This window comes from Paracoccus sp. (in: a-proteobacteria), assembly GCF_030538655.1.
Classification (GTDB): domain Bacteria; phylum Pseudomonadota; class Alphaproteobacteria; order Rhodobacterales; family Rhodobacteraceae; genus Paracoccus.
Genome location: NZ_JAUNTO010000010.1, coordinates 59,528 through 77,804, shown reverse-complemented (window position 1 = coordinate 77,804; position 18,277 = coordinate 59,528). Strand labels below are relative to the sequence as shown.

21 protein-coding genes are annotated in these 18,277 nt (G+C 62.8%); 13 read left to right on the top strand and 8 right to left on the bottom strand.

What is annotated here, in order from left to right; translation table 11 throughout:
- Nucleotide 1 precedes the first annotated feature (1 nt).
- Nucleotides 2–877 carry a ParB/RepB/Spo0J family partition protein gene (locus Q4G22_RS08690; protein ID WP_303385509.1) on the top strand — a complete coding sequence of 292 codons (876 nt, stop codon included), beginning with the start codon at nt 2–4 and terminating at the stop codon, nt 875–877.
- On the opposite strand, the gene Q4G22_RS08685 is transcribed toward Q4G22_RS08690, so the two are convergent.
- The 5 genes from Q4G22_RS08685 to rph are packed head-to-tail and all read right to left on the bottom strand — an operon-like array spanning nt 819 to nt 4,064.
- Entirely contained in the window at nt 819–1,229 is a 411-nt protein-coding gene (locus Q4G22_RS08685) for a YbaN family protein (protein ID WP_303385508.1), read from the bottom strand. The genes Q4G22_RS08690 and Q4G22_RS08685 overlap by 59 nt on opposite strands.
- A 1-nt stretch (nt 1,230) precedes the next feature.
- Complete coding sequence (gene hemW / locus Q4G22_RS08680) at nt 1,231–2,388, bottom strand: radical SAM family heme chaperone HemW (RefSeq protein ID WP_303385507.1); 1,158 nt, start codon at nt 2,386–2,388, stop codon at nt 1,231–1,233.
- On the bottom strand, nt 2,385–2,759 hold the full coding sequence (locus tag Q4G22_RS08675; protein ID WP_303385506.1) for a RidA family protein: 375 nt from the start codon (nt 2,757–2,759) through the stop codon (nt 2,385–2,387). The genes hemW and Q4G22_RS08675 overlap by 4 nt, the downstream gene beginning before the upstream one ends.
- Nucleotides 2,752–3,357, bottom strand: a complete 606-nt coding sequence (gene rdgB, locus Q4G22_RS08670; protein ID WP_303385505.1) for an RdgB/HAM1 family non-canonical purine NTP pyrophosphatase — start codon at nt 3,355–3,357, stop codon at nt 2,752–2,754. The genes Q4G22_RS08675 and rdgB overlap by 8 nt, the downstream gene beginning before the upstream one ends.
- A complete protein-coding gene (rph, locus tag Q4G22_RS08665; protein WP_303385504.1) occupies nt 3,354–4,064 on the bottom strand; it encodes a ribonuclease PH in 711 nt (236 codons plus the stop codon). Before rph ends, rdgB begins: the two co-directional genes overlap by 4 nt.
- A 72-nt stretch (nt 4,065–4,136) precedes the next feature.
- On the opposite strand from rph, the gene hrcA reads away from it, so the two are divergent.
- From hrcA to Q4G22_RS08620, 9 genes are all read left to right on the top strand, one after another.
- Entirely contained in the window at nt 4,137–5,195 is a 1,059-nt protein-coding gene (gene hrcA, locus Q4G22_RS08660; RefSeq protein WP_303385503.1) for a heat-inducible transcriptional repressor HrcA, read from the top strand.
- 2 nt (nt 5,196–5,197) lie between these two features.
- Complete coding sequence (locus Q4G22_RS08655) at nt 5,198–5,725, top strand: nucleotide exchange factor GrpE (RefSeq protein WP_303385502.1); 528 nt, start codon at nt 5,198–5,200, stop codon at nt 5,723–5,725.
- 173 nt (nt 5,726–5,898) lie between these two features.
- Complete coding sequence (locus Q4G22_RS08650) at nt 5,899–7,026, top strand: S-(hydroxymethyl)glutathione dehydrogenase/class III alcohol dehydrogenase (protein WP_303385501.1); 1,128 nt, start codon at nt 5,899–5,901, stop codon at nt 7,024–7,026.
- A gap of 76 nt (nt 7,027–7,102) precedes the next feature.
- Nucleotides 7,103–7,744, top strand: coding sequence for an ATP-dependent Clp protease proteolytic subunit (locus tag Q4G22_RS08645; protein ID WP_303385500.1), 642 nt, complete (start codon nt 7,103–7,105; stop codon nt 7,742–7,744).
- Between the two features lie 663 nt (nt 7,745–8,407).
- Entirely contained in the window at nt 8,408–9,241 is an 834-nt protein-coding gene (gene fghA / locus Q4G22_RS08640) for an S-formylglutathione hydrolase (protein ID WP_303385499.1), read from the top strand.
- A gap of 161 nt (nt 9,242–9,402) precedes the next feature.
- On the top strand, nt 9,403–11,229 hold the full coding sequence (locus Q4G22_RS08635; RefSeq protein ID WP_303385498.1) for a methanol/ethanol family PQQ-dependent dehydrogenase: 1,827 nt from the start codon (nt 9,403–9,405) through the stop codon (nt 11,227–11,229).
- 117 nt (nt 11,230–11,346) lie between these two features.
- Nucleotides 11,347–12,024 carry a c-type cytochrome, methanol metabolism-related gene (locus tag Q4G22_RS08630; protein ID WP_303385497.1) on the top strand — a complete coding sequence of 226 codons (678 nt, stop codon included), beginning with the start codon at nt 11,347–11,349 and terminating at the stop codon, nt 12,022–12,024.
- Between the two features lie 14 nt (nt 12,025–12,038).
- On the top strand, nt 12,039–12,863 hold the full coding sequence (locus Q4G22_RS08625) for a quinoprotein dehydrogenase-associated putative ABC transporter substrate-binding protein (RefSeq protein ID WP_303385550.1): 825 nt from the start codon (nt 12,039–12,041) through the stop codon (nt 12,861–12,863).
- Nucleotides 12,860–13,411, top strand: coding sequence for a PQQ-dependent catabolism-associated CXXCW motif protein (locus Q4G22_RS08620; protein WP_303385496.1), 552 nt, complete (start codon nt 12,860–12,862; stop codon nt 13,409–13,411). The genes Q4G22_RS08625 and Q4G22_RS08620 overlap by 4 nt, the downstream gene beginning before the upstream one ends.
- Here the strand turns inward: Q4G22_RS08620 and Q4G22_RS08615 are convergent.
- From Q4G22_RS08615 to Q4G22_RS08605, 3 genes are read right to left on the bottom strand one after another with little or no spacing between them, the layout of a single operon-like run.
- Nucleotides 13,386–14,327 carry a YncE family protein gene (locus Q4G22_RS08615; RefSeq protein ID WP_303385495.1) on the bottom strand — a complete coding sequence of 314 codons (942 nt, stop codon included), beginning with the start codon at nt 14,325–14,327 and terminating at the stop codon, nt 13,386–13,388. The two genes, Q4G22_RS08620 and Q4G22_RS08615, sit on opposite strands and share 26 nt — an antisense overlap.
- Nucleotides 14,324–14,875 carry an SRPBCC family protein gene (locus Q4G22_RS08610; protein WP_303385549.1) on the bottom strand — a complete coding sequence of 184 codons (552 nt, stop codon included), beginning with the start codon at nt 14,873–14,875 and terminating at the stop codon, nt 14,324–14,326. The genes Q4G22_RS08615 and Q4G22_RS08610 overlap by 4 nt, the downstream gene beginning before the upstream one ends.
- Nucleotides 14,875–15,408: a DUF3280 domain-containing protein gene (locus Q4G22_RS08605; protein WP_303385494.1), complete on the bottom strand. Its 534-nt coding sequence runs from the start codon at nt 15,406–15,408 to the stop codon at nt 14,875–14,877. The genes Q4G22_RS08610 and Q4G22_RS08605 overlap by 1 nt, the downstream gene beginning before the upstream one ends.
- 205 nt (nt 15,409–15,613) lie before the next feature.
- Here Q4G22_RS08605 and Q4G22_RS08600 point away from each other — a divergent pair, with 205 nt between their 5' ends.
- The 3 genes from Q4G22_RS08600 to Q4G22_RS08590 are packed head-to-tail and all read left to right on the top strand — an operon-like array spanning nt 15,614 to nt 18,209.
- Entirely contained in the window at nt 15,614–16,726 is a 1,113-nt protein-coding gene (locus Q4G22_RS08600; protein ID WP_303385548.1) for an ABC transporter substrate-binding protein, read from the top strand.
- Between the two features lie 8 nt (nt 16,727–16,734).
- A complete protein-coding gene (locus Q4G22_RS08595) occupies nt 16,735–17,703 on the top strand; it encodes a YVTN family beta-propeller repeat protein (protein WP_303385493.1) in 969 nt (322 codons plus the stop codon).
- A gap of 11 nt (nt 17,704–17,714) precedes the next feature.
- Entirely contained in the window at nt 17,715–18,209 is a 495-nt protein-coding gene (locus Q4G22_RS08590; protein WP_303385492.1) for a hypothetical protein, read from the top strand.
- Nucleotides 18,210–18,277 lie beyond the last annotated feature (68 nt).

The window sequence follows — 18,277 nt, the reverse complement described above, 5'->3', positions numbered from 1 at the left end:
TATGTCCGAATCCAAACCTGCAAAACGCGGTCTCGGTCGGGGGCTTTCGGCACTGATGGCCGATGTTGATCTGGTGCATGACACGTCGGCGCCCGCCCCGGATCGTCGGCAGATACCGATTGAACAACTGACCGCCAACCCGGATCAGCCCCGGCGCCAATTCGACCCTGAAGCTTTGAACGAACTTGCCGAATCACTCAAGACGCGCGGCGTGTTGCAGCCGCTGATCGTTCGCCAGCACCCGAATGATGCGGGCCTTTACCAGATCGTTGCTGGTGAACGTCGTTGGCGCGCGGCACAGATCGCACAACTGCATGAACTGCCGGTTATTATTCGCGATCTGTCCGACACCGAAGTTCTTGAAATCGCACTGATCGAAAACATCCAGCGCGCCGATCTGAACCCGATCGAGGAAGCCGCGTCGTTTCGCCAACTGATGGACCGCTTTGGCCACACGCAGGAACAACTGGCCGAGGCGCTGAACAAAAGCCGCAGCCATATCGCCAACTTGCTGCGCCTGCTGAATCTGCCCGATCCGGTGCAATCCTACGTTCGCGAAGGCAAGCTGACAGCTGGCCATGCCCGTGCCCTGATTACCGCACCCAACCCAGTGCAGATGGCGCGTCAGGTCATCGACCGCGGCCTGTCCGTCCGCGAGACCGAGGCGCTGGCACGGAAGAAAGCCGAACCTTCCGCCCCGCGCTCACCCAGGCAGGAAAAAGATGCTGACACCCGCGTGCTCGAAGCTGATCTGTCCGCACATCTGCGTATGAAGGTTCAGATCAACCATCACGGGCAGGATGGTGGTCAGATGGTGATTACTTATCGCGATCTGGATCAGCTGGATCAGCTGTGCCGGATGCTGGCGCTTCACTGACGCGCTCGGGGCGGCTAATCAGAAAGGCCGCCACCGCCAGACAGATCATCGCCTGAACCGCGACGACCCACAGCGCCATGCCGACCCAGGCTGAAAAGCCGACGCCAGCCGTCATTGCCGTGATCGCCCAGACCTTGGCGAAACGCGGCACGACGCCGTTATCTTCCCAGTCGCGCACCATTTTGCCATAGCGTGGATCATTGCGGATTTTTTCCCGCAATGCGGGCGAGCTTCGGGCAAAGGCCCAGGCCGCGATCAGCAGAAACGGCACTGTTGGCATCACCGGCAGGGCAGTGCCGATTGCAGCCAGCCCGACAAACAGCCAACCTATTCCCAGCCAGATCCGTCGCATCCTAAACTGCCAACTCCCGCAGAATCGCATTCAGCACAGGTCGCCCATCACGAGTGGCCCATAACCGCGCGCTGTCGGTTTCAACCATGCCAAGATCGATCAGTTCCGCAATACGATCCGCATTCAGCGGCGCACCTGCCAGTTGGGCATAACGATCCATGTCCAGTCCCTCGGCCAGACGCATTGCCATCAACAGATATTCCGTCGCCTGATCGGTGTAGCCCAACATCTCGCGCGCTACCTCGCCGCTGCCCTGAGTTTCAACGGCATCCAGCCATGCCCCCGGTGCGCGATGTGCCTCGGTTGCGGCCCGGCCATACGGCCCGGTTAGCCGCCCATGCGCGCCAGGACCAATCGCCGCCCAATCACCCTGCCGCCAATAGATCAGATTGTGACGGCTTTCCGATCCCGGATGGGCATGATTGGAAATCTCGTAACCCGCCATATCAAATTTACAACAAATTTCTTGTGTTTCCAGATACATATCTGCGGAAATATCATCATCTGGCAAGTCACGCAAACCACCTGCCGCATGACGTGCGCCAAAAGCCGTGCCCGGCTCAATCGTCAGTTGATACAATGACAGATGATCCACCGCCATGTTCAGCGCCTCGGTCAGTTCTGCCCGCCAGGCTGCCCGCGTCTGCCCCTGCCGGGCATAGATCAGATCAAAGCTGACCCGTCCGAACACCGTCCGCGCCACGTCAAAGGCTGCTCGCGCCTCGGCCACGCTATGCATCCGCCCCAGACGTTGCAGATCATGGTCATTCAATGCCTGAATGCCCATCGACAGCCGGTTCACCCCGGCATCCGCATATCCGCCAAACCGCCCCCGCTCGACACTGGTCGGGTTCGCTTCCAGCGTGATTTCGATGTCATTGGCAAAGCCCCAGCCGCGCCGCGCCGCCGCAATCACCGCATCCACCGTTTCGGGCAACATCAGCGAGGGCGTGCCGCCGCCAAAGAAAATGCTGTTCAGCACTCGCCCCGGAACTTCGGCGGCCTGCCGTTCCACCTCGGCCACCAGCGCCCGCGCCCATCGTGCCTGATCCACGCCCGCCACCACATGGCTGTTGAAATCGCAATAGGGGCATTTTGCGGCGCAGAATGGCCAGTGGACATACAGCCCAAATCCGCCCGCGCGCCAGTCGTCGGTCATGCCCGCCACGCCGTCACGTCAATCTCAACCTTCATTTCCGGCCGGATCAGATCGGCCACGATCATGGTGGCCGCCGGGCGCACCTCGCCCAGCCATGTGCCCAAAACCGGCGTGATCTCTTCCACCAGTGCCGCATCCGTCACGACATAGCGCACCCGAACCACGTCACCCATCACAAAGCCCGCCTCGCGCAGCGCCGCATCAATCGTGGTAAATGCTGCCTGCGCCTGATCCGCCGCGTCATCCGGCATCACCATCCGCGCATAGTCATAGCCGGTGGTGCCGGAAACCCAGCACCACGGCCCCTTCACGACCGCGCGGCTATAGCCCATCGCCGCCTCGAACGGCGATCCGCTGCTGATCCTACGCAAGCGCCGCCTCCAGCTTGTGAAAGGCGTCAGCGCGGTGGCTGATGCGGTTCTTTTCCTCCGGCGGCATCTCGGCATAGGTCATGTCATAACCATCCGGCACGAACATCGGGTCATAGCCATGCCCCTGTGCTCCCCGCATCGGCCAGACCAGCCGCCCCGGTGCGATCCCCTCAAACACTTCATAATGCCCATCCGGCCACATCAGCACCAAGGTGCAGCGGAACTGCGCCGTCCTTGGCTCTGCCGCGCCCACGGCATCCAGCTCGGTCCATGTGCGCGTCATCGCCTGCACGAAATCGCGCCCGTTCGGCGTCTTGGCCCAATCGGCGGTATAGACCCCCGGCGCACCGCCCAAGCCATCGACGGTAATCCCGCTGTCATCCGCCAGCACCGGCAGCCCGGTGGCCGCACAAGCCGCCCGTGCCTTGATCAGCGCATTGCCCAGAAAGCTGTCCTCGGTCTCCTCCGGCTCATCCAGCCCCAATTCACCGGCACTGGTCACATCCACCCCGAACGGAGCCAGCATCGCGCGGATTTCCTCCAGCTTGCCGGCGTTATGGGTGGCTACGACCAGCTTTTCGCCCGAAAGCCGCCTCATAGCGCCGCCTTCTGCGCTGCCACCAGCGCCGCAACGCTGCCCTCGGCCAGATCCAGCAACTTACCCATCTCATCACGCGAGAACGTCGCGCCTTCCGCCGACATCTGCACCTCGATCAGCCGCCCCGCGCCGGTCATCACGAAATTCCCATCCGTCCCGGCCTCGCTATCCTCGGCATAATCCAGATCAATCAAAGGCTGACCGGCATAAATCCCGCAAGATACGGCGGCGACATGATCCACAATCGGATCGCTGGTCAAAACGCCCGAGGTCAGCAGCTTGTTCACCGCCAACCGCAGCGCCACCCAGCCCCCGGTGATCGAGGCGCAGCGCGTCCCGCCATCCGCCTGAATCACGTCGCAATCCACGGTGATCTGCCGCTCACCCAGCGCGCGCCGATCCACGCCCGCACGCAGGCTCCGGCCGATCAGCCGCTGGATTTCCATCGTGCGCCCGCCCTGCTTGCCTGCCGCGGCCTCGCGCCGCACCCGCGATCCGGTGGCGCGGGGCAGCATCCCGTATTCCGCCGTCACCCAGCCTTGCCCGGTTCCCTTCAACCAACGCGGCGTGCTTTCCTCGATCGTGGCGCTGCACAGCACATGCGTATCGCCGACCCGGATCAGGCACGACCCTTCGGCATGGCGCATCACCCCTGTTTCGATTGAAATCGGTCGCAGTTCGCTTAAATTCCGGCCAGAGGGGCGCATGGGTCGATCCTTTCGCTATCTGCCCGTCAGATACAGGCCCGCCCCGTCACGACGCAACCCTTTGAGGCCCCGTTGAGCCAGCCGCCGCAGCTTTCCGAACTGAACGACCGCTCGCGCGAGGTGTTTCGCCGCGTGGTCGAATCTTATCTCGAAACGGGCGAGCCGGTCGGATCGCGCACCCTGACCCGTGCCCTGTCCGAACAGCTCAGCGCCGCGACGGTGCGCAATGTCATGCAGGATCTGGAATATCTGGGCCTTTTGGACAGCCCCCATACCTCGGCAGGCCGGATGCCGACCCAGCTTGGCCTGCGCCTGTTCGTCGATGCGATGATGGAAATCGACCCGGTTGACCCCACCGACCGCGCCCGGCTGGATCAATCGCTGGCCGATGGCGATGCCGACCCCGGCCCGCTCTTGGATCGCGTCTCAACGGCGCTGTCCGTTATCACCCGCGGCGCCTCGCTGGTGCTGACCCCGAAACGCGAGGCACCGATCCGGCATATCGAATTTGTCAGCCTTGCCCCCGACCGGGCGCTGGTGGTGCTGGTCTTTGCCGATGGCCATGTCGAAAACCGCATCTTCGCCCCGCCGCCTGGCCAAACCCCGTCATCGCTGCGCGAGGCGGCGAATTTCCTGAACGCCATGGCCGAAGGCCGCACCCTGTCCGAATTGCGCCGCCATATCGCCGCGCAGATGACCGCCCGCCGCGCCGAACTGGATACGCTGGCCGCCAGCCTGATCGAATCGGGCCTTGCGCAGTGGGAAACCGCCACCCCCGATCCGCGCCTGATCGTGCGCGGCCGAGCCAACCTCTTGCGTCAGCAAGCCGCCGACATCGACCATATTCACGAGCTGTTCGAGGATCTGGAACGCAAGCAGGACATCGTGCGCTTTCTGGAACTGGCCGAACAGGGCGAGGGCGTGCGCATCTTTATCGGGTCCGAGAACAAACTTTTTTCACTTTCGGGTTCCTCTCTGGTGGTTTCACCTTATATGGACTCCGACCGAAAGATCGTGGGCGCGGTTGGGGTCATCGGACCGACGCGGCTGAACTATGGCCGGATCGTGCCGATTGTCGATTACACCGCGCAACTGGTGGGCCGTGTGTTGTCCGGCCGCAAGGGAAGATGACGATGAACGAACAGAACGAACCCAATCTGGACGAAAGTTTTGACGATCCGCTGGCCGATCCGGCGGTGGAAATTGACCGGCTGGTGGCGGAACGCGACGAATTCCGCGACAAATTCCTGCGCGCGCTGGCCGATGCCGAAAATGCCCGCAAGCGCGCCGACAAGGAACGTCGCGACGCCGAACAATACGGCGGCACGCGTCTGGCCCGTGATCTGCTGCCGGTTCACGATGCGCTGTCGCGCGCATTGGGTGCCGCGGGCGAACAGGAACGCGCCGCCGTGCCCGCACTGATCGAAGGTGTCGAACTGACCCTGCGCGAACTGTCGAACGTCTTTGCCAAGCACGGCATCACCATTATCGCGCCGCAAATCGGCGACCGCTTTGACCCGAACGACCACGAGGCGATGTTCGAAGCGCCGGTGCCGAACACCCGCGCCGGTGACATCATTCAGGTGATGGATCAGGGCTTCCGCCTGCACGACCGGCTGCTGCGCCCGGCCAAGGTCGGTGTCTCCTCGACGCCGGGCTGACCCGCGCGGAATACAACCTTCCTCTGACTTGCCGTTTTGTCCCGGTCGCGCAACCTTTGGCGTGACCGGACGGGGAGGATTGCATCAGCCGCTGCCGGGGTGGTCACACCCCGCCGCAAGTTTTCGCATATGCTGATGATCTGATCCGCCCCCAAGACAGGAGAACGCAAACGATGAGAACCCGCGCCGCCGTCGCCCTTGAGGCCGGAAAACCGCTGGAAGTGATGGAGGTCAACCTCGAAGGCCCCAAGGCTGGCGAAGTCATGGTCGAGATCAAGGCCACCGGCATCTGCCATACCGATGAATTCACCCTGTCTGGTGCCGACCCCGAAGGAATCTTCCCGTCGATTCTGGGCCACGAAGGCGCAGGCGTGGTGGTCGAGGTTGGCCCCGGCGTTACCAGCGTCAAGCCCGGCGATCACGTGATCCCGCTCTATACGCCGGAATGCCGCCAATGCGCGTCCTGTCTGTCGGGCAAGACGAACCTGTGCCACGCGATCCGCGCGACGCAAGGGCAGGGGCTGATGCCTGACGGCACCAGCCGGTTCAGTATGCTGGATGGCACCCCGATCCACCATTACATGGGCTGCTCGACCTTCTCGAACTTTACCGTGCTGCCGGAAATCGCCGTCGCCAAGGTGCGAGAGGATGCGCCCTTCGACAAGATCTGCTACATCGGCTGCGGCGTGACCACCGGCATCGGCGCGGTGATCTATACCGCCAAGGTGCATATCGGCGCCAAGGCGGTGGTGTTCGGTCTGGGCGGTATCGGGCTGAACGTCATTCAGGGCCTGCGTCTGGCGGGGGCCGATATGATTATTGGCGTTGACCTGAACCCGGCCAAGAAAGAGATGGCCGAACGGTTCGGCATGACCCATTTCATCAACCCCAAGGATGTTGAAAATGTTGTGCAGGAAATCGTCAACCTGACCAAAACCCCGTTCGACCAGATCGGCGGCGCGGATTATTCCTTCGACTGCACCGGCAACGTGAATGTGATGCGGCAGGCGCTGGAATGCACCCATCGCGGCTGGGGGCAGTCGATCATCATCGGGGTGGCGCCTGCGGGCGCGGAAATCAGCACCCGTCCGTTCCAGTTGGTCACGGGCCGGGCGTGGAAAGGTTCGGCCTTTGGTGGGGCGCGCGGGCGCACCGATGTGCCGAAAATCGTCGACTGGTATATGGACGGAAAAATCGAAATCGACCCGATGATTACCCACACCCTGACCCTGGACGAGATCAACAAGGGCTTCGATCTGATGCACGCAGGTGAATCCATCCGCTCGGTCGTCCTTTACTGATCCTTTACCTCTGCTTAGGTAAGAAGCGGCGGGGCCTGCGGGTCCCGCCGTTGCCATGACAAAAAGGAGGCAGGCGATGCGCCACCAGTGGCTCGACAGTGACGACGAAGACGATGATGACGACGACCGCCGTCAGGACAAGGGCGACAAGGATGGCGGTCTTGGCCTGCCCGAAGGCGACAAGATCGGCAAACTGTATTTCAAATCGCGCACGGTGATCGTTGCCGGGCCGATCAATGACAAGCTGGCGCAGCGCACCGTCGCGCATCTGCTGGCCCTGGCCGAAGACAGCGACAAGCCGATCAACATGCTGATTTCCAGCCCCGGCGGGCATGTGGAATCGGGCGACATGATCCATGATGTTATCAAGTTCATTCACCCGACCGTGCGCACCATCGGTTCCGGCTGGGTGGCCAGTGCCGGGGCGCTGATCTTTGTGGCGGCGAAAAAGGAAAACCGCTTCTGCCTGCCAAACACCCGGTTCCTGATCCACCAGCCGTCCGGCGGCATCGGCGGCACTTCGTCTGATATGATGATTCAGGCCGAACAGGTCCGCCAGATGCGTGATCGCCTGAACCTGATCTTCGCCGAGGCGACCGGCCAGACGGTTGAGCGGATCGAACAGGATACGCAGCGCGATTTCTGGCTGAATACGCAGCAGGCGCTGGATTACGGTCTGTTGGGCCGGGTCATCAACAGCGTGGACGACCTGAAATAACGCTGTCTGCGGGGTGGGAATCTCTCCATCCCGCAGACGAAAATGGTTTTGCAGTCGCCGCGCCAGACCAAACATTCATGCCAGATAAACGGACGATTTTGACGGGCTTTGCAAGGCGGGGGCATCTCGGGCCCTGTCAATCAGGCGGTCATCACAGGCCAAGGCTGATCGGGCATAACTTTTCCAGGCGAATATCGGAAATTCCCGCCGTGTCAGGGCGCGGTCTTGGTCCGTGGGGGCAAGGTCTATGGTTCCACCAAAGGCAGGGATGCTTGCCTGCCGCTGTGGCAAAGTGATACCGCCTTGGCCCTGCAACTTTGAGGCCGGATCACCGCAGATCGACCCGGCTTGCTGCCGATTAGCGAAGATGGCACCGGGGTTTATGTCTCGACATCTCGGCACAAGAATTATTGCTGTTCGACCGGGGATTGAGCGATCTTTCGATACGGACCTGTATGGGTTTCTGCGTGCCGTCGCAGCTGGCGGGATGGCGGTTGGAACCCTGGGCTTTCTGACAGGCGGCAGCCCGGTTCGAGAGCGTCGGCGGTCTGTCTGCTGCGGTCCGCCCCCTCTTCGTGGCAGATCATCGTTTTTGTGCTTGTCGGCCCTTTGCCCCCACGTTTCCATACCGCCCACAGCGTCACCCCACAGCAGGAGCAAAACATGACCCTTGAGACGATTTCCGAAAACCGCAGCTTTGGCGGCACGCAGGGCGTTTACCGCCACAAATCGCAGGCCACCGGCACCGATATGACCTTCGCCGTGTTCCTGCCCGAAGAGGCGCAGCATGGCCGCGTGCCGGTGCTGTGGTATCTGTCCGGCCTGACCTGCACGCATGAAAACGCCATGACCAAGGCTGGTGCGCAGGAATGGGCGGCCGAGGCGGGCATGGCGCTGATCTTTCCCGACACCAGCCCGCGCGGCGAGGGGGTGGCCAATGATGACGCCTATGATCTGGGGCAGGGTGCCGGGTTCTATGTCAATGCGACGCAAGACCCGTGGAAGCCGCATTTCCAGATGTGGCACTATATCGTTCATGAACTGCCCGAACTGGTCAGCGACAATTTCGCCATCGACCGCGACGCCATGGGCATCACCGGGCATTCCATGGGGGGCCATGGTGCGCTGACCATCGCCATGACCCATCCCGAACGCTATCGCTCGGTTTCGGCCTTTGCGCCGATTGCCAATCCGACCGAATCGGATTGGGGGCGCAAGCAGTTGTCGGCCTATCTGGGCGATGACCGCGCCGCATGGCAGGCGCATGATTCCACCTTGCTGATGCGCGAGCGCGGCTTTCCCGGCGATGTGCTGATCGACCAGGGCAGCAGCGATCAGTTCCTTGATCTGCTGAAACCGGAATCGCTGGCGCAGGCGATGATGGCCCGCCGTCAGCCGGGGCAATTCCGCATGCAGCCCGGTTATGACCACAGCTATTTCTTTGTGCAGACCTTCATGGCCGACCATATCCTGTGGCACGCTGAACGTCTGGGCTGACCTGCCAATCTTTCCCGAACCGCCCCGCCGAAACGTCCCATACTTTAGGGGCAACCGGCGGGGCGACAGATTGACGCATCTGTGCCCGCCGCAAAAGATCGTGAACAGGACACCCCGACCCGAGGAAGCCGGGGACCGATCCAAGAGCGGAGGACTCTCACATGAAATATCTGCTGAAGGGCGCGACAGTCGCCCTGCTTTTGTCTGGCACCGCTGCCTTTGCCAATGACAGTGTTCTGACCGAAAAGGCCAAGGCCGGGCAATGGGTGCTGCCGACCGGCGATTATGCCAATACCCGTTATTCGGAACTGGACCAGATCAACCGTGCTAACGTCGGTGATATGCGCGTTGCCTGGACGTTCTCGACCGGCGTTCTGCGCGGGCACGAAGGCGGGCCGCTGATTATCGGCGACATCATGTATGTTCACACGCCGTTCCCGAACAATGTCTTTGCGCTGGATCTGAACGATAGTGGCCGGATCATCTGGCGCTATGAACCGCAGCAAGACCCCGAGGTGATCGCGGTGATGTGCTGCGATACCGTCAACCGCGGCCTGTCCTATGCTGACGGGATGATTATTCTGCCGCAGGCCGATGCCACCGTCGTTGCGCTGGATGCCGCGACGGGCGAGCTTAAATGGTCCACCAAAATCGGCGATCCGGCGATTGGCGAAACCCTGACCATGGCCACCATGCCGGTCAATGACAAGCTGATGGTCGGCATCTCGGGCGGTGAATACGGCGTGCGCGGTCGCGTGACCGCCCTGAATCTGGCCGACGGGTCCGAGGCGTGGAAAGCCTATTCCACCGGGCCTGATGATGAAATGCTGGTCGATCCCGAAACAACCATGGTGCTGGGCAAGCCGATCGGCGCCGACAGCAGCCTGAACAGCTGGGAAGGCGATCAGTGGCAGATCGGCGGTGGCACGATCTGGGGCTGGTTCTCGTATGACCCGGATCTGAACCTCGTCTATTACGGCACCGGCAACCCCTCGACCTGGAACCCCTCGCAGCGTCCGGGCGACAACAAATGGTCGATGACCATCATGGCCCGGGATGCCGATACCGGCGTGGCCAAGTGGTTCTATCAGAAAACGCCGCATGACGAATGGGATTATGACGGCGTGAACGAAAACATCCTTGTGGATAAGGAATTCAACGGCGAAATGCGCAAGCTGCTGGTCAACTTCGACCGCAACGGCTTTGCCTATACCATGGACCGCGAGACCGGCGAACTGTTGGTGGCCGAGAAATTCGACCCGGCGGTGAACTGGGCCACCCATGTCGATATGGACCCCGACAGCGAAACCTATGGCCGCCCGCAGGTGGTTGCGGAATATTCGCCCGCGCAAAACGGCGAGGATGAAAACACCACCGGCATTTGCCCGGCCGCACTGGGCACCAAGGACATGCAGCCCGCGTCCTATTCGCCCAAAACCGGCCTGTTCTATGTTCCGACCAACCATGTCTGCATGGATTACGAACCGTTCCGCGTGGCCTATACGGCGGGCCAGCCCTATGTCGGCGCCACGCTGTCGATGTATCCCGCGCCCGGCAGCCATGGCGGCATGGGGAACTTTATCGCCTGGGATGCCGTCGCCGGTGAAATCAAATGGTCCCTGCCCGAGAAGTTCTCGGTCTGGTCGGGGGCGCTGACGACGGCGGGCGATGTGGTGTTCTATGGCACGCTGGAAGGGTTCCTCAAGGCGGTTGATGCGGAAACCGGGGAAGAGCTTTACAGCTTCAAGACTCCCTCGGGCATCATCGGCAATGTCACCACCTACACCCATAACGACAAGCAGTATATCGCCGTTCTGTCGGGCATCGGTGGCTGGGCCGGGATCGGTCTGGCGGCTGGTCTGACTAACCCGAACGAAGGTCTGGGTGCGGTCGGCGGCTATGCGGCGCTGTCGGATTACACCGAACTGGGCGGTCAGCTGACCGTGTTCGAACTGCCCGGCACCCAGACGGCGGCGGCATCGAACTGATCTAGGACTTTTGTCCTTGGACCAAAGTTGAACTGCACAAGGCCCGCCCCAAGCCTAAACTTGGGGCGGAGTCGTCTGAGGAAACGACAAAAACTGTTCCTGGGGAGGATAAAGAGCATGAAATGGATGACGGGCATCGCGGCACTGATGCTGAGCCTGACGATGGCGGGCGGGGCACTGGCGCAATCAGCCGAGACGCCGCCCGCGCGCGGTGCCGGGGCGGTGCCCGAGGAGGACAAGAATCAGGTCGAGATGCGGGCAAATGCCGCCGGTTCCGCCGTTGCTATCGGCGCGGGCGAGGTTGCCCCCGGCCAGACCGCCAGCACCACCCCGCACCGTCAGCATCTGGCGGATATGGACCTGAACCCCGACCACATGGAAAATGGCCGCTGGTATAACGCCGAAGGCATTCCGGTGCCCAAAATCGAGGAAGACGGCACCGTCGATTGGGCGACTTTTTCCGGTTTCCGCCGCTATAATTCCGAATGCCATCAGTGCCATGGCCCGGATGGCGAGGGGTCATCCTATGCCCCGGCGCTCAAGAATTCGGTGCTGGTGATGGATTACTGGGATTATCAGCAGGTCGTCGCTTCGGGGCGGACGGTGGTGAATGCCGCCGCCAATCAGGTCATGCCCGCCTTTGGGACCAACAAGAACGCCTGGTGCTATGTCGATGACATCTATGTCTATCTGGTCGCTCATGGCAGCGGCATGATCCCGCGCGGCCGCCCGGCCAAGCGTGCCGACAAGCCTGACGAATACACCGCCTTTGAAACCACCTGCATGGAAAGCTGATGCCGGTCTTGCCCATGCGCCAGATCATCGCGACAATCGCCGCCATGATGGCCACGGCGGTGGCGACGCCGCCTGCGGCTGCGCAATTCGTGCCCGACATGCGTTCGACTACGCAGTTCCGCGTCTGCGCCGATCCGGCCAATGCGCCGATGTCGATGCGGGATGGCAGCGGCTTTGAAAACCGTCTGGCCGACCTGATCGCGGACAAGATGGGATTACCGGTGGTTTATATATGGTTCCCGTCGGGGATGGGGTTCATCACCCAGACCTTGCGTGCCGGGCGCTGTGATGTGGTCATGGGCTATGCTCAGGGGGATGAGCTGGTTCAGAACACGAACCATTATTATACCTCGATCTATGGCATCGTGACGCGGCGCGGCAGCCCGCTGGCCGCTGTGGATCACCTGACCGACCCAGCGCTGCGCGGTCAGCCCGTCGGCATCGTGGCGGGCACGCCGCCCGCCTCGATTCTGACTCGGGCGGGTATGGCCAAGGATATGCGTGGCGTCGATCTGTTCGTGGATCGACGCGTGGAAGACCCGGTGGGCCGTCTGCTGGATCAGGTCCGGTCTGGCGATCTGGCGGCGGCGGTGATCTGGGGGCCGGTTGCCGGGCCGCGCATCAAGGATGACGCCGACCTGCAATTCACCCCGCTGCTGAAAGAAACCGGCGCCCCGCGTATGTATTACCGCATCACCATGGGCGTGCGTCAGGCGGAACAGGACTTCAAGCGCGAGCTGAACAGCATCATCCGCCGCAATCAGGACGAGATAACCGCTCTGCTGCACGAGGCGGGCGTGCCCCTGACTGACGATTACGGGCGCGAGATGCTGCCATGATCCACCGCCGCCTTGCCCTTGGCCTGCTGCTGGCCGGGGCAGGCCCGGCGGCGGCGCAGGTGCCCGAGCCCGATGTTTTTCGCGGCGAGCCGTATCACGCCCCCGTTCCCGCCACGCTGAAAGGGGCGCGGGTGATCGACGGCGCGCAGGCGATTGACCTGCACGAACAGGGCGTGCCGTTTCTGGATACCATGCCGCGCACCACCCGGCCCGAGGGGCTGCCTGCTGGCACGATCTGGCGTCAGCCCCGGCATCTGACCATCCCCGGCGCGGTCTGGCTGTATGACACCGGCTATCAGCGCTTGTCCCCGGCGGAACAGGTGCGGCTGGAATCGGGTCTTGATGCGGCGTCGGCCGGGGATAAATCGGTGCCCATGGTGATCTTTTGCCGCGCCGATTGCTGGCAAAGCTGGAATGCCGCGCGGCGTGCGGTGCAGCTGGGTTATAGCGGGGTGATCTGGTTCCCCTCGGGCAGCGATGGCTGGCTGGCGGCGGGCGGGGCCGATCTGGTCACGGCGGAACTCATGGCGGAACCTGCCGACCCGTAAAGCTGCCAAAGGCGCGCGGCCCGGCGGGCACGTCGATTTCGGCCCGGATGGTCAGTGATTGCGCGTCGATGATCTGCACCAGATCCGCTTCCCATGCGGCCAGCACGACGCCGCTGTCATCGGGCAGCGGGGCGATGCCTTCGGGGTAATCGCCCACCGGGATCGTGGCAATGACGCTCAGCGTTTCGGGGTCGAACACTGTTACGCTGGCCGCATATTGGTTGGTGACAAAGCCGCGCCCGCCCGCAAAGGCCACGCCATAGGGGTGGCTGCCGGTTTTGACCTGCCCGATCAGCAGCCCGGTCTGCGGGTCGATCACCGAGACGCTGTTGCCCTGCACATCCGCCGTCCACAACCGCCCGCCGTGAAACACCACGGCAAAGGGATGCGCGCCAGCGGTTTTCACCTGCGCCAGCCGCTGCCCCGATACGGCGTCAAAGATGCTGAGCTGATCGTCGTCGCGATCTGCCGTGGCCACCAGCGCGCCATCGTCACTGATCGCGACACCCGCAGGGGCTGCCCCGGTTCCGGCGGTCCAGACCGGGCGCAACCCTGCGTCCAGCCGGGTCAGCCTGCCGCCATACCAATCGGTGACAAATACCCCGCCGTCGCCACTGGCCGCGATACCAAAGGCCCCCGCGCCCAAGGCGGCCGTGCCGGTGATCTGCCCAGCCTCGTCCAGCATCGTCAGCAGGCCGGTTTCTGCCGCGATCACCCAGACGCGTCCCGCCGCCGGATCATAGACCACCGGCGCAGGCCCGCCGCCAACCGGCACGCTGGCCACGACCTTGGCCCGGTCCAGATCAATGATGCTGACGGCCCCGGCATTCTGCGAGGTGATGAAGGCCAGATCCCCGGCCACCACCAGCGCCGGGAACCACAGCAGCGCCGCTGCGAACAGGGCGGGTTGCCTCACTCGGCCGTGCCGAACCGTTCGGCCAGCGCCTCCATCCCGGCCTGATAGATGGCGTCCACCGCCGCCTGTGCGGTGTCGTCATTCAGATCGGGCGGCGGGTCATTGTTGGGATAGCCACGGTAAAACCCGGCCTTCCAGACAACTTCGGCCTTGCCATCCTTGTCCTTGACCTGAAGCGTCGCGGAATAGTTCGTGACCGGCAGAACCGCCACGTCAACCGATTCGATCATGTATTTATAGCTGCGCTTGGCCGGGTCATGACCGATCAGCTTTTCGGTGATGGTCGGATCGCCGCTGTCGGCCTTCAGGTGCAGAACGCGGGTCGATACTTCGGGCACGTCAACCGACCCGTCGCCGGTGATCTCGGTGCTGGCGATGGCGGGGTGCCAGCCCATATCGTCGAACTGGCCGATGGCCTGCCATACCTCGTCAGGGGTGGCGTTCAGCACCACGCTGTGTTCGGTGCGCAGCCGCACCGGGCCGTGGGCCTGTGCCACGCTGACCACCAGCATCGCCCCGGCCAGCGCCGCGGCGAAAAGTCGTGTCATCATCTTGGTTGCTCCTCCCGGAAAATGATGTTTTTCAACAAATAGCGAAAGCCGCGCTGCCATGAATCGTCGGTGTTGCTGCGAATATCTACGGAACCGCTGCGCAGGATGTGGCCGGTTCGGGCGTCGCGCAGATGCAGGTTCAGCGCCAGAATCAGGTTGGATACCTTTTGCACCTCGGCGGTGATGGCGTAATCGACCCCCATATCCCGCGCGATGGCGCTGTCGCGGCCATTGGATCGCGCCGGGTTCTTGATCCCGGCCAGCAAGGCGGCATCGGGTTCGCGGATCTGAAATCCACGCTCTGTCAGGTTTTGGGCGATATAGGCGTTGGTTGCCGCGATTCGGGCGGTTTCATCGGCGCGCGCACCGTTGATCGCCCCCTCGGTCGAGGTGTCGATCAGATGAATACCGAACCAGGCGGCACTGCCGGGTTGCGGGATCTGACCGGCCCCTGGCGTGGACAGCACCTCGGCCATGGCGGGCAGGGTGGTCAATATCAGCGTGGCGATCAGGCGCAGCAGGGTTTGCATGGCGTCACCATGCGTCAGCGCCGCACGCCACGTCCATACGACAAAGGGCTGATCCAAATCTTCCCGAACCGCCGGGAACAATATCAGTCTTGCCCGCCCCGGATTTTTTCGCCGAACATCCGGTCCAAGGGAGAGAAGAATGCACAGATTTCTGATCGGCGCCGTGGGTGCCGTTTTGCTGGCCATGCCCGCCGTGGCGCAGGATATGGCGCTGATCCGCGCCGCCGTTCTGCGCGTCGATGACCCCGGCCTGCCGCCGATTTCGCGACTGGACCTGCCGACCGAAGACCTTGGCTTTGCCGGGGCGCGGCTGGCGATCGAGGATAACGACACCACCGGTCGCTTTATGGGGCAGGATTTCGAGGCGGTCGAGGTAACGGCCAGCCCCGACACCGCCAGTGCCGAGATGGACAAGCTGCTGGCCGAGGGAATTCCCTTTATCGTGGTGCTGGCCGATGATCCCACAACGCTGGCGCTGGCCGATCAGGCCGGGGACCGGGCGACGGTCTTTAACGCCCGCGCGCGTGGGGATGCCCTGCGCGGGGCCGATTGCCGCGCCAATATGATCCATACCGCGCCCAGCCATCAGATGATGGCCGATGGTCTGGCGCAATTCCTGATGTGGAAACGCTGGTCCAACTGGTTTCTGATCCACGGCAGCCACGAGGCCGATCACGATCTGGCCGAGGCTTATCGCCGTGCCGCCACCAAATTTGGCGCCCGCATCGTCGAGACCCGCGAGTTTCAGGATACCGGCGGTGCCCGTCGCACCGATTCCGGCCATGTTCAGGTGCAGGCGCAGATACCGGTCTTTACCCAGCGCGCGCCCGCCCATGATGTCGTCGTCGCGGCGGATGAGGCGGGCGTCTTTGCTGCCTATCTGCCCTATCAGACATGGGACGCGCGCCCGGTCGTCGGCTCTGCTGGCCTCGTGCCGCGCAGCTGGCACCCCGCGATGGAGGCATGGGGCGCGACCCAGTTCCAGAACCGCTTTGAACGGCTCGCAAACCGCAACATGCGCGAGGAAGATTACCAGACATGGCTGGCCCTGCGCATGGTGGGCGAGGCGGCGACGCGCGGCCAGACATCCGACCCCGCCGAGATTCGCGACTTCATCCTGTCGGATAATTTCGAGGTGGCGGGCTTCAAGGGCCAGCGCCTGACCCTGCGCGATTGGGACCATCAACTGCGCCAGCCGATGCTGCTGACCACGGGGCTTTTGATGACCAGCGTCAGCCCGCAGGACCAGTATCTGCACCAGACCAGCGCGCTGGACACGCTGGGGACTGACCGCCCCGAAACCACCTGTCAATTCTGAGGCCCTGCATGACGATGAAACTGCCCCTGATCGCCGCCCTTTTGCTGGCCACCGCCATGCCCGCCATGGCCAACCGCATCTTTGTCACCAACGAACGCGGCAATGACGTGACCGTGCTGGACGGCGAAACGCATGAGGTGATCGGCCATTTCCCCGCCGGCAACCGCCCGCGCGGCATCACCATCAGTCCCGACGGCAAGGAATTGTATGTCTGCGCCAGTGACGACGATCTGGTGCGGGTGTTCGACCCCGAAACCATGCAGGAAACCCACACCCTGCCATCCGGTCCCGACCCGGAACTGTTCGTGCTGCACCCGTCCGGCAATCCGCTGTATATCGCGAATGAGGATGACAACCTTGTCACCGTGGTCGATGTGCATGAACGCCGGGTGCTGGCCGAAATTCCGGTGGGGGTCGAACCCGAAGGCATGGGCGTGTCACCCGATGGCCGGGTGGTGGTGAATACCTCGGAAACCACGAATATGGCGCATTTCATCGACACCGAAACCTTTGAAATCACCGCCAATGTGCTGGTGGACAGCCGCCCCCGCTTTGCCGAATTTACCGCCGATGGGTCGAAACTGTATGTCACCAGCGAAATCGGCGGCACGGTCAGCGTCATCGACCCGGCCACGCAGGAAATCACCAAGAAGATCGACTTTCAGATCCCCGGCGTTCTGCCCGAGGCGATCCAGCCCGTCGGCCTGCGCGTCACCCGCGACGGCACCAAGGCCTTCGTCGCGCTTGGCCCCGCGAACCGCGTGGCGGTGATCGACGCGCAGACGGATGAGGTCATCGACTATCTGCTGGTCGGCCAGCGGGTCTGGCAGCTGGCTTTCGACCCGGATGAGAAATACCTCTACACCACCAACGGCAATTCCAACGATATTTCGGTGATCGACGTGGCCGCGAACCGCGTCATCAAATCCATCCCCGTAGGGCAGCAGCCCTGGGGTGTTGTTGTCGCGCCTAACTGAAAGGAAAACCGATGAAAACCGATCTGACCCGTGCGTTTGGCGCGTTAATGCTGTCGTCCCTGCTGGCCTTGCCCGCGCTGGCGCAAGGCGAAACCGATACGGCCGATACCCCGGTTTACGAGGCGGGGGGCCAGTTCGACTATGGCTTTTCCGGGATGCTGGCGCGGCAGAACCGCACCGATCTGGCCCCGCTGACCCTGTCATCTGGCCAGCCGGTGGCGGGCGGGGAATACAAGCTGAAATCGGGTGGCTATTACCGCATCACCATTCAGGCCGACGGCACGCAGGAACTGTCGCTGTCGGGCGGCGATTTCTTTCGTGCGATCTGGGTGAACGAGGTGGTCATCAACGACATCGAAATCCGCCCCATGGGCATTCACAGCATCGAATTCGACGCCGCGGGCGAGGCGCGGATCAGCTTTGTCGCCATCTTGCCGGGACGTCATGTGCTGTCGGTCCCCGGATCGTCGGGCGACACGATGCAGGCCGTGTTCCATATTCAGTGATTGAAAACGGGATTGAAACTGGCGCGGTTGCGGCCCACCATGGCCGCCCGCGCGCGCGCCTTGCCCAG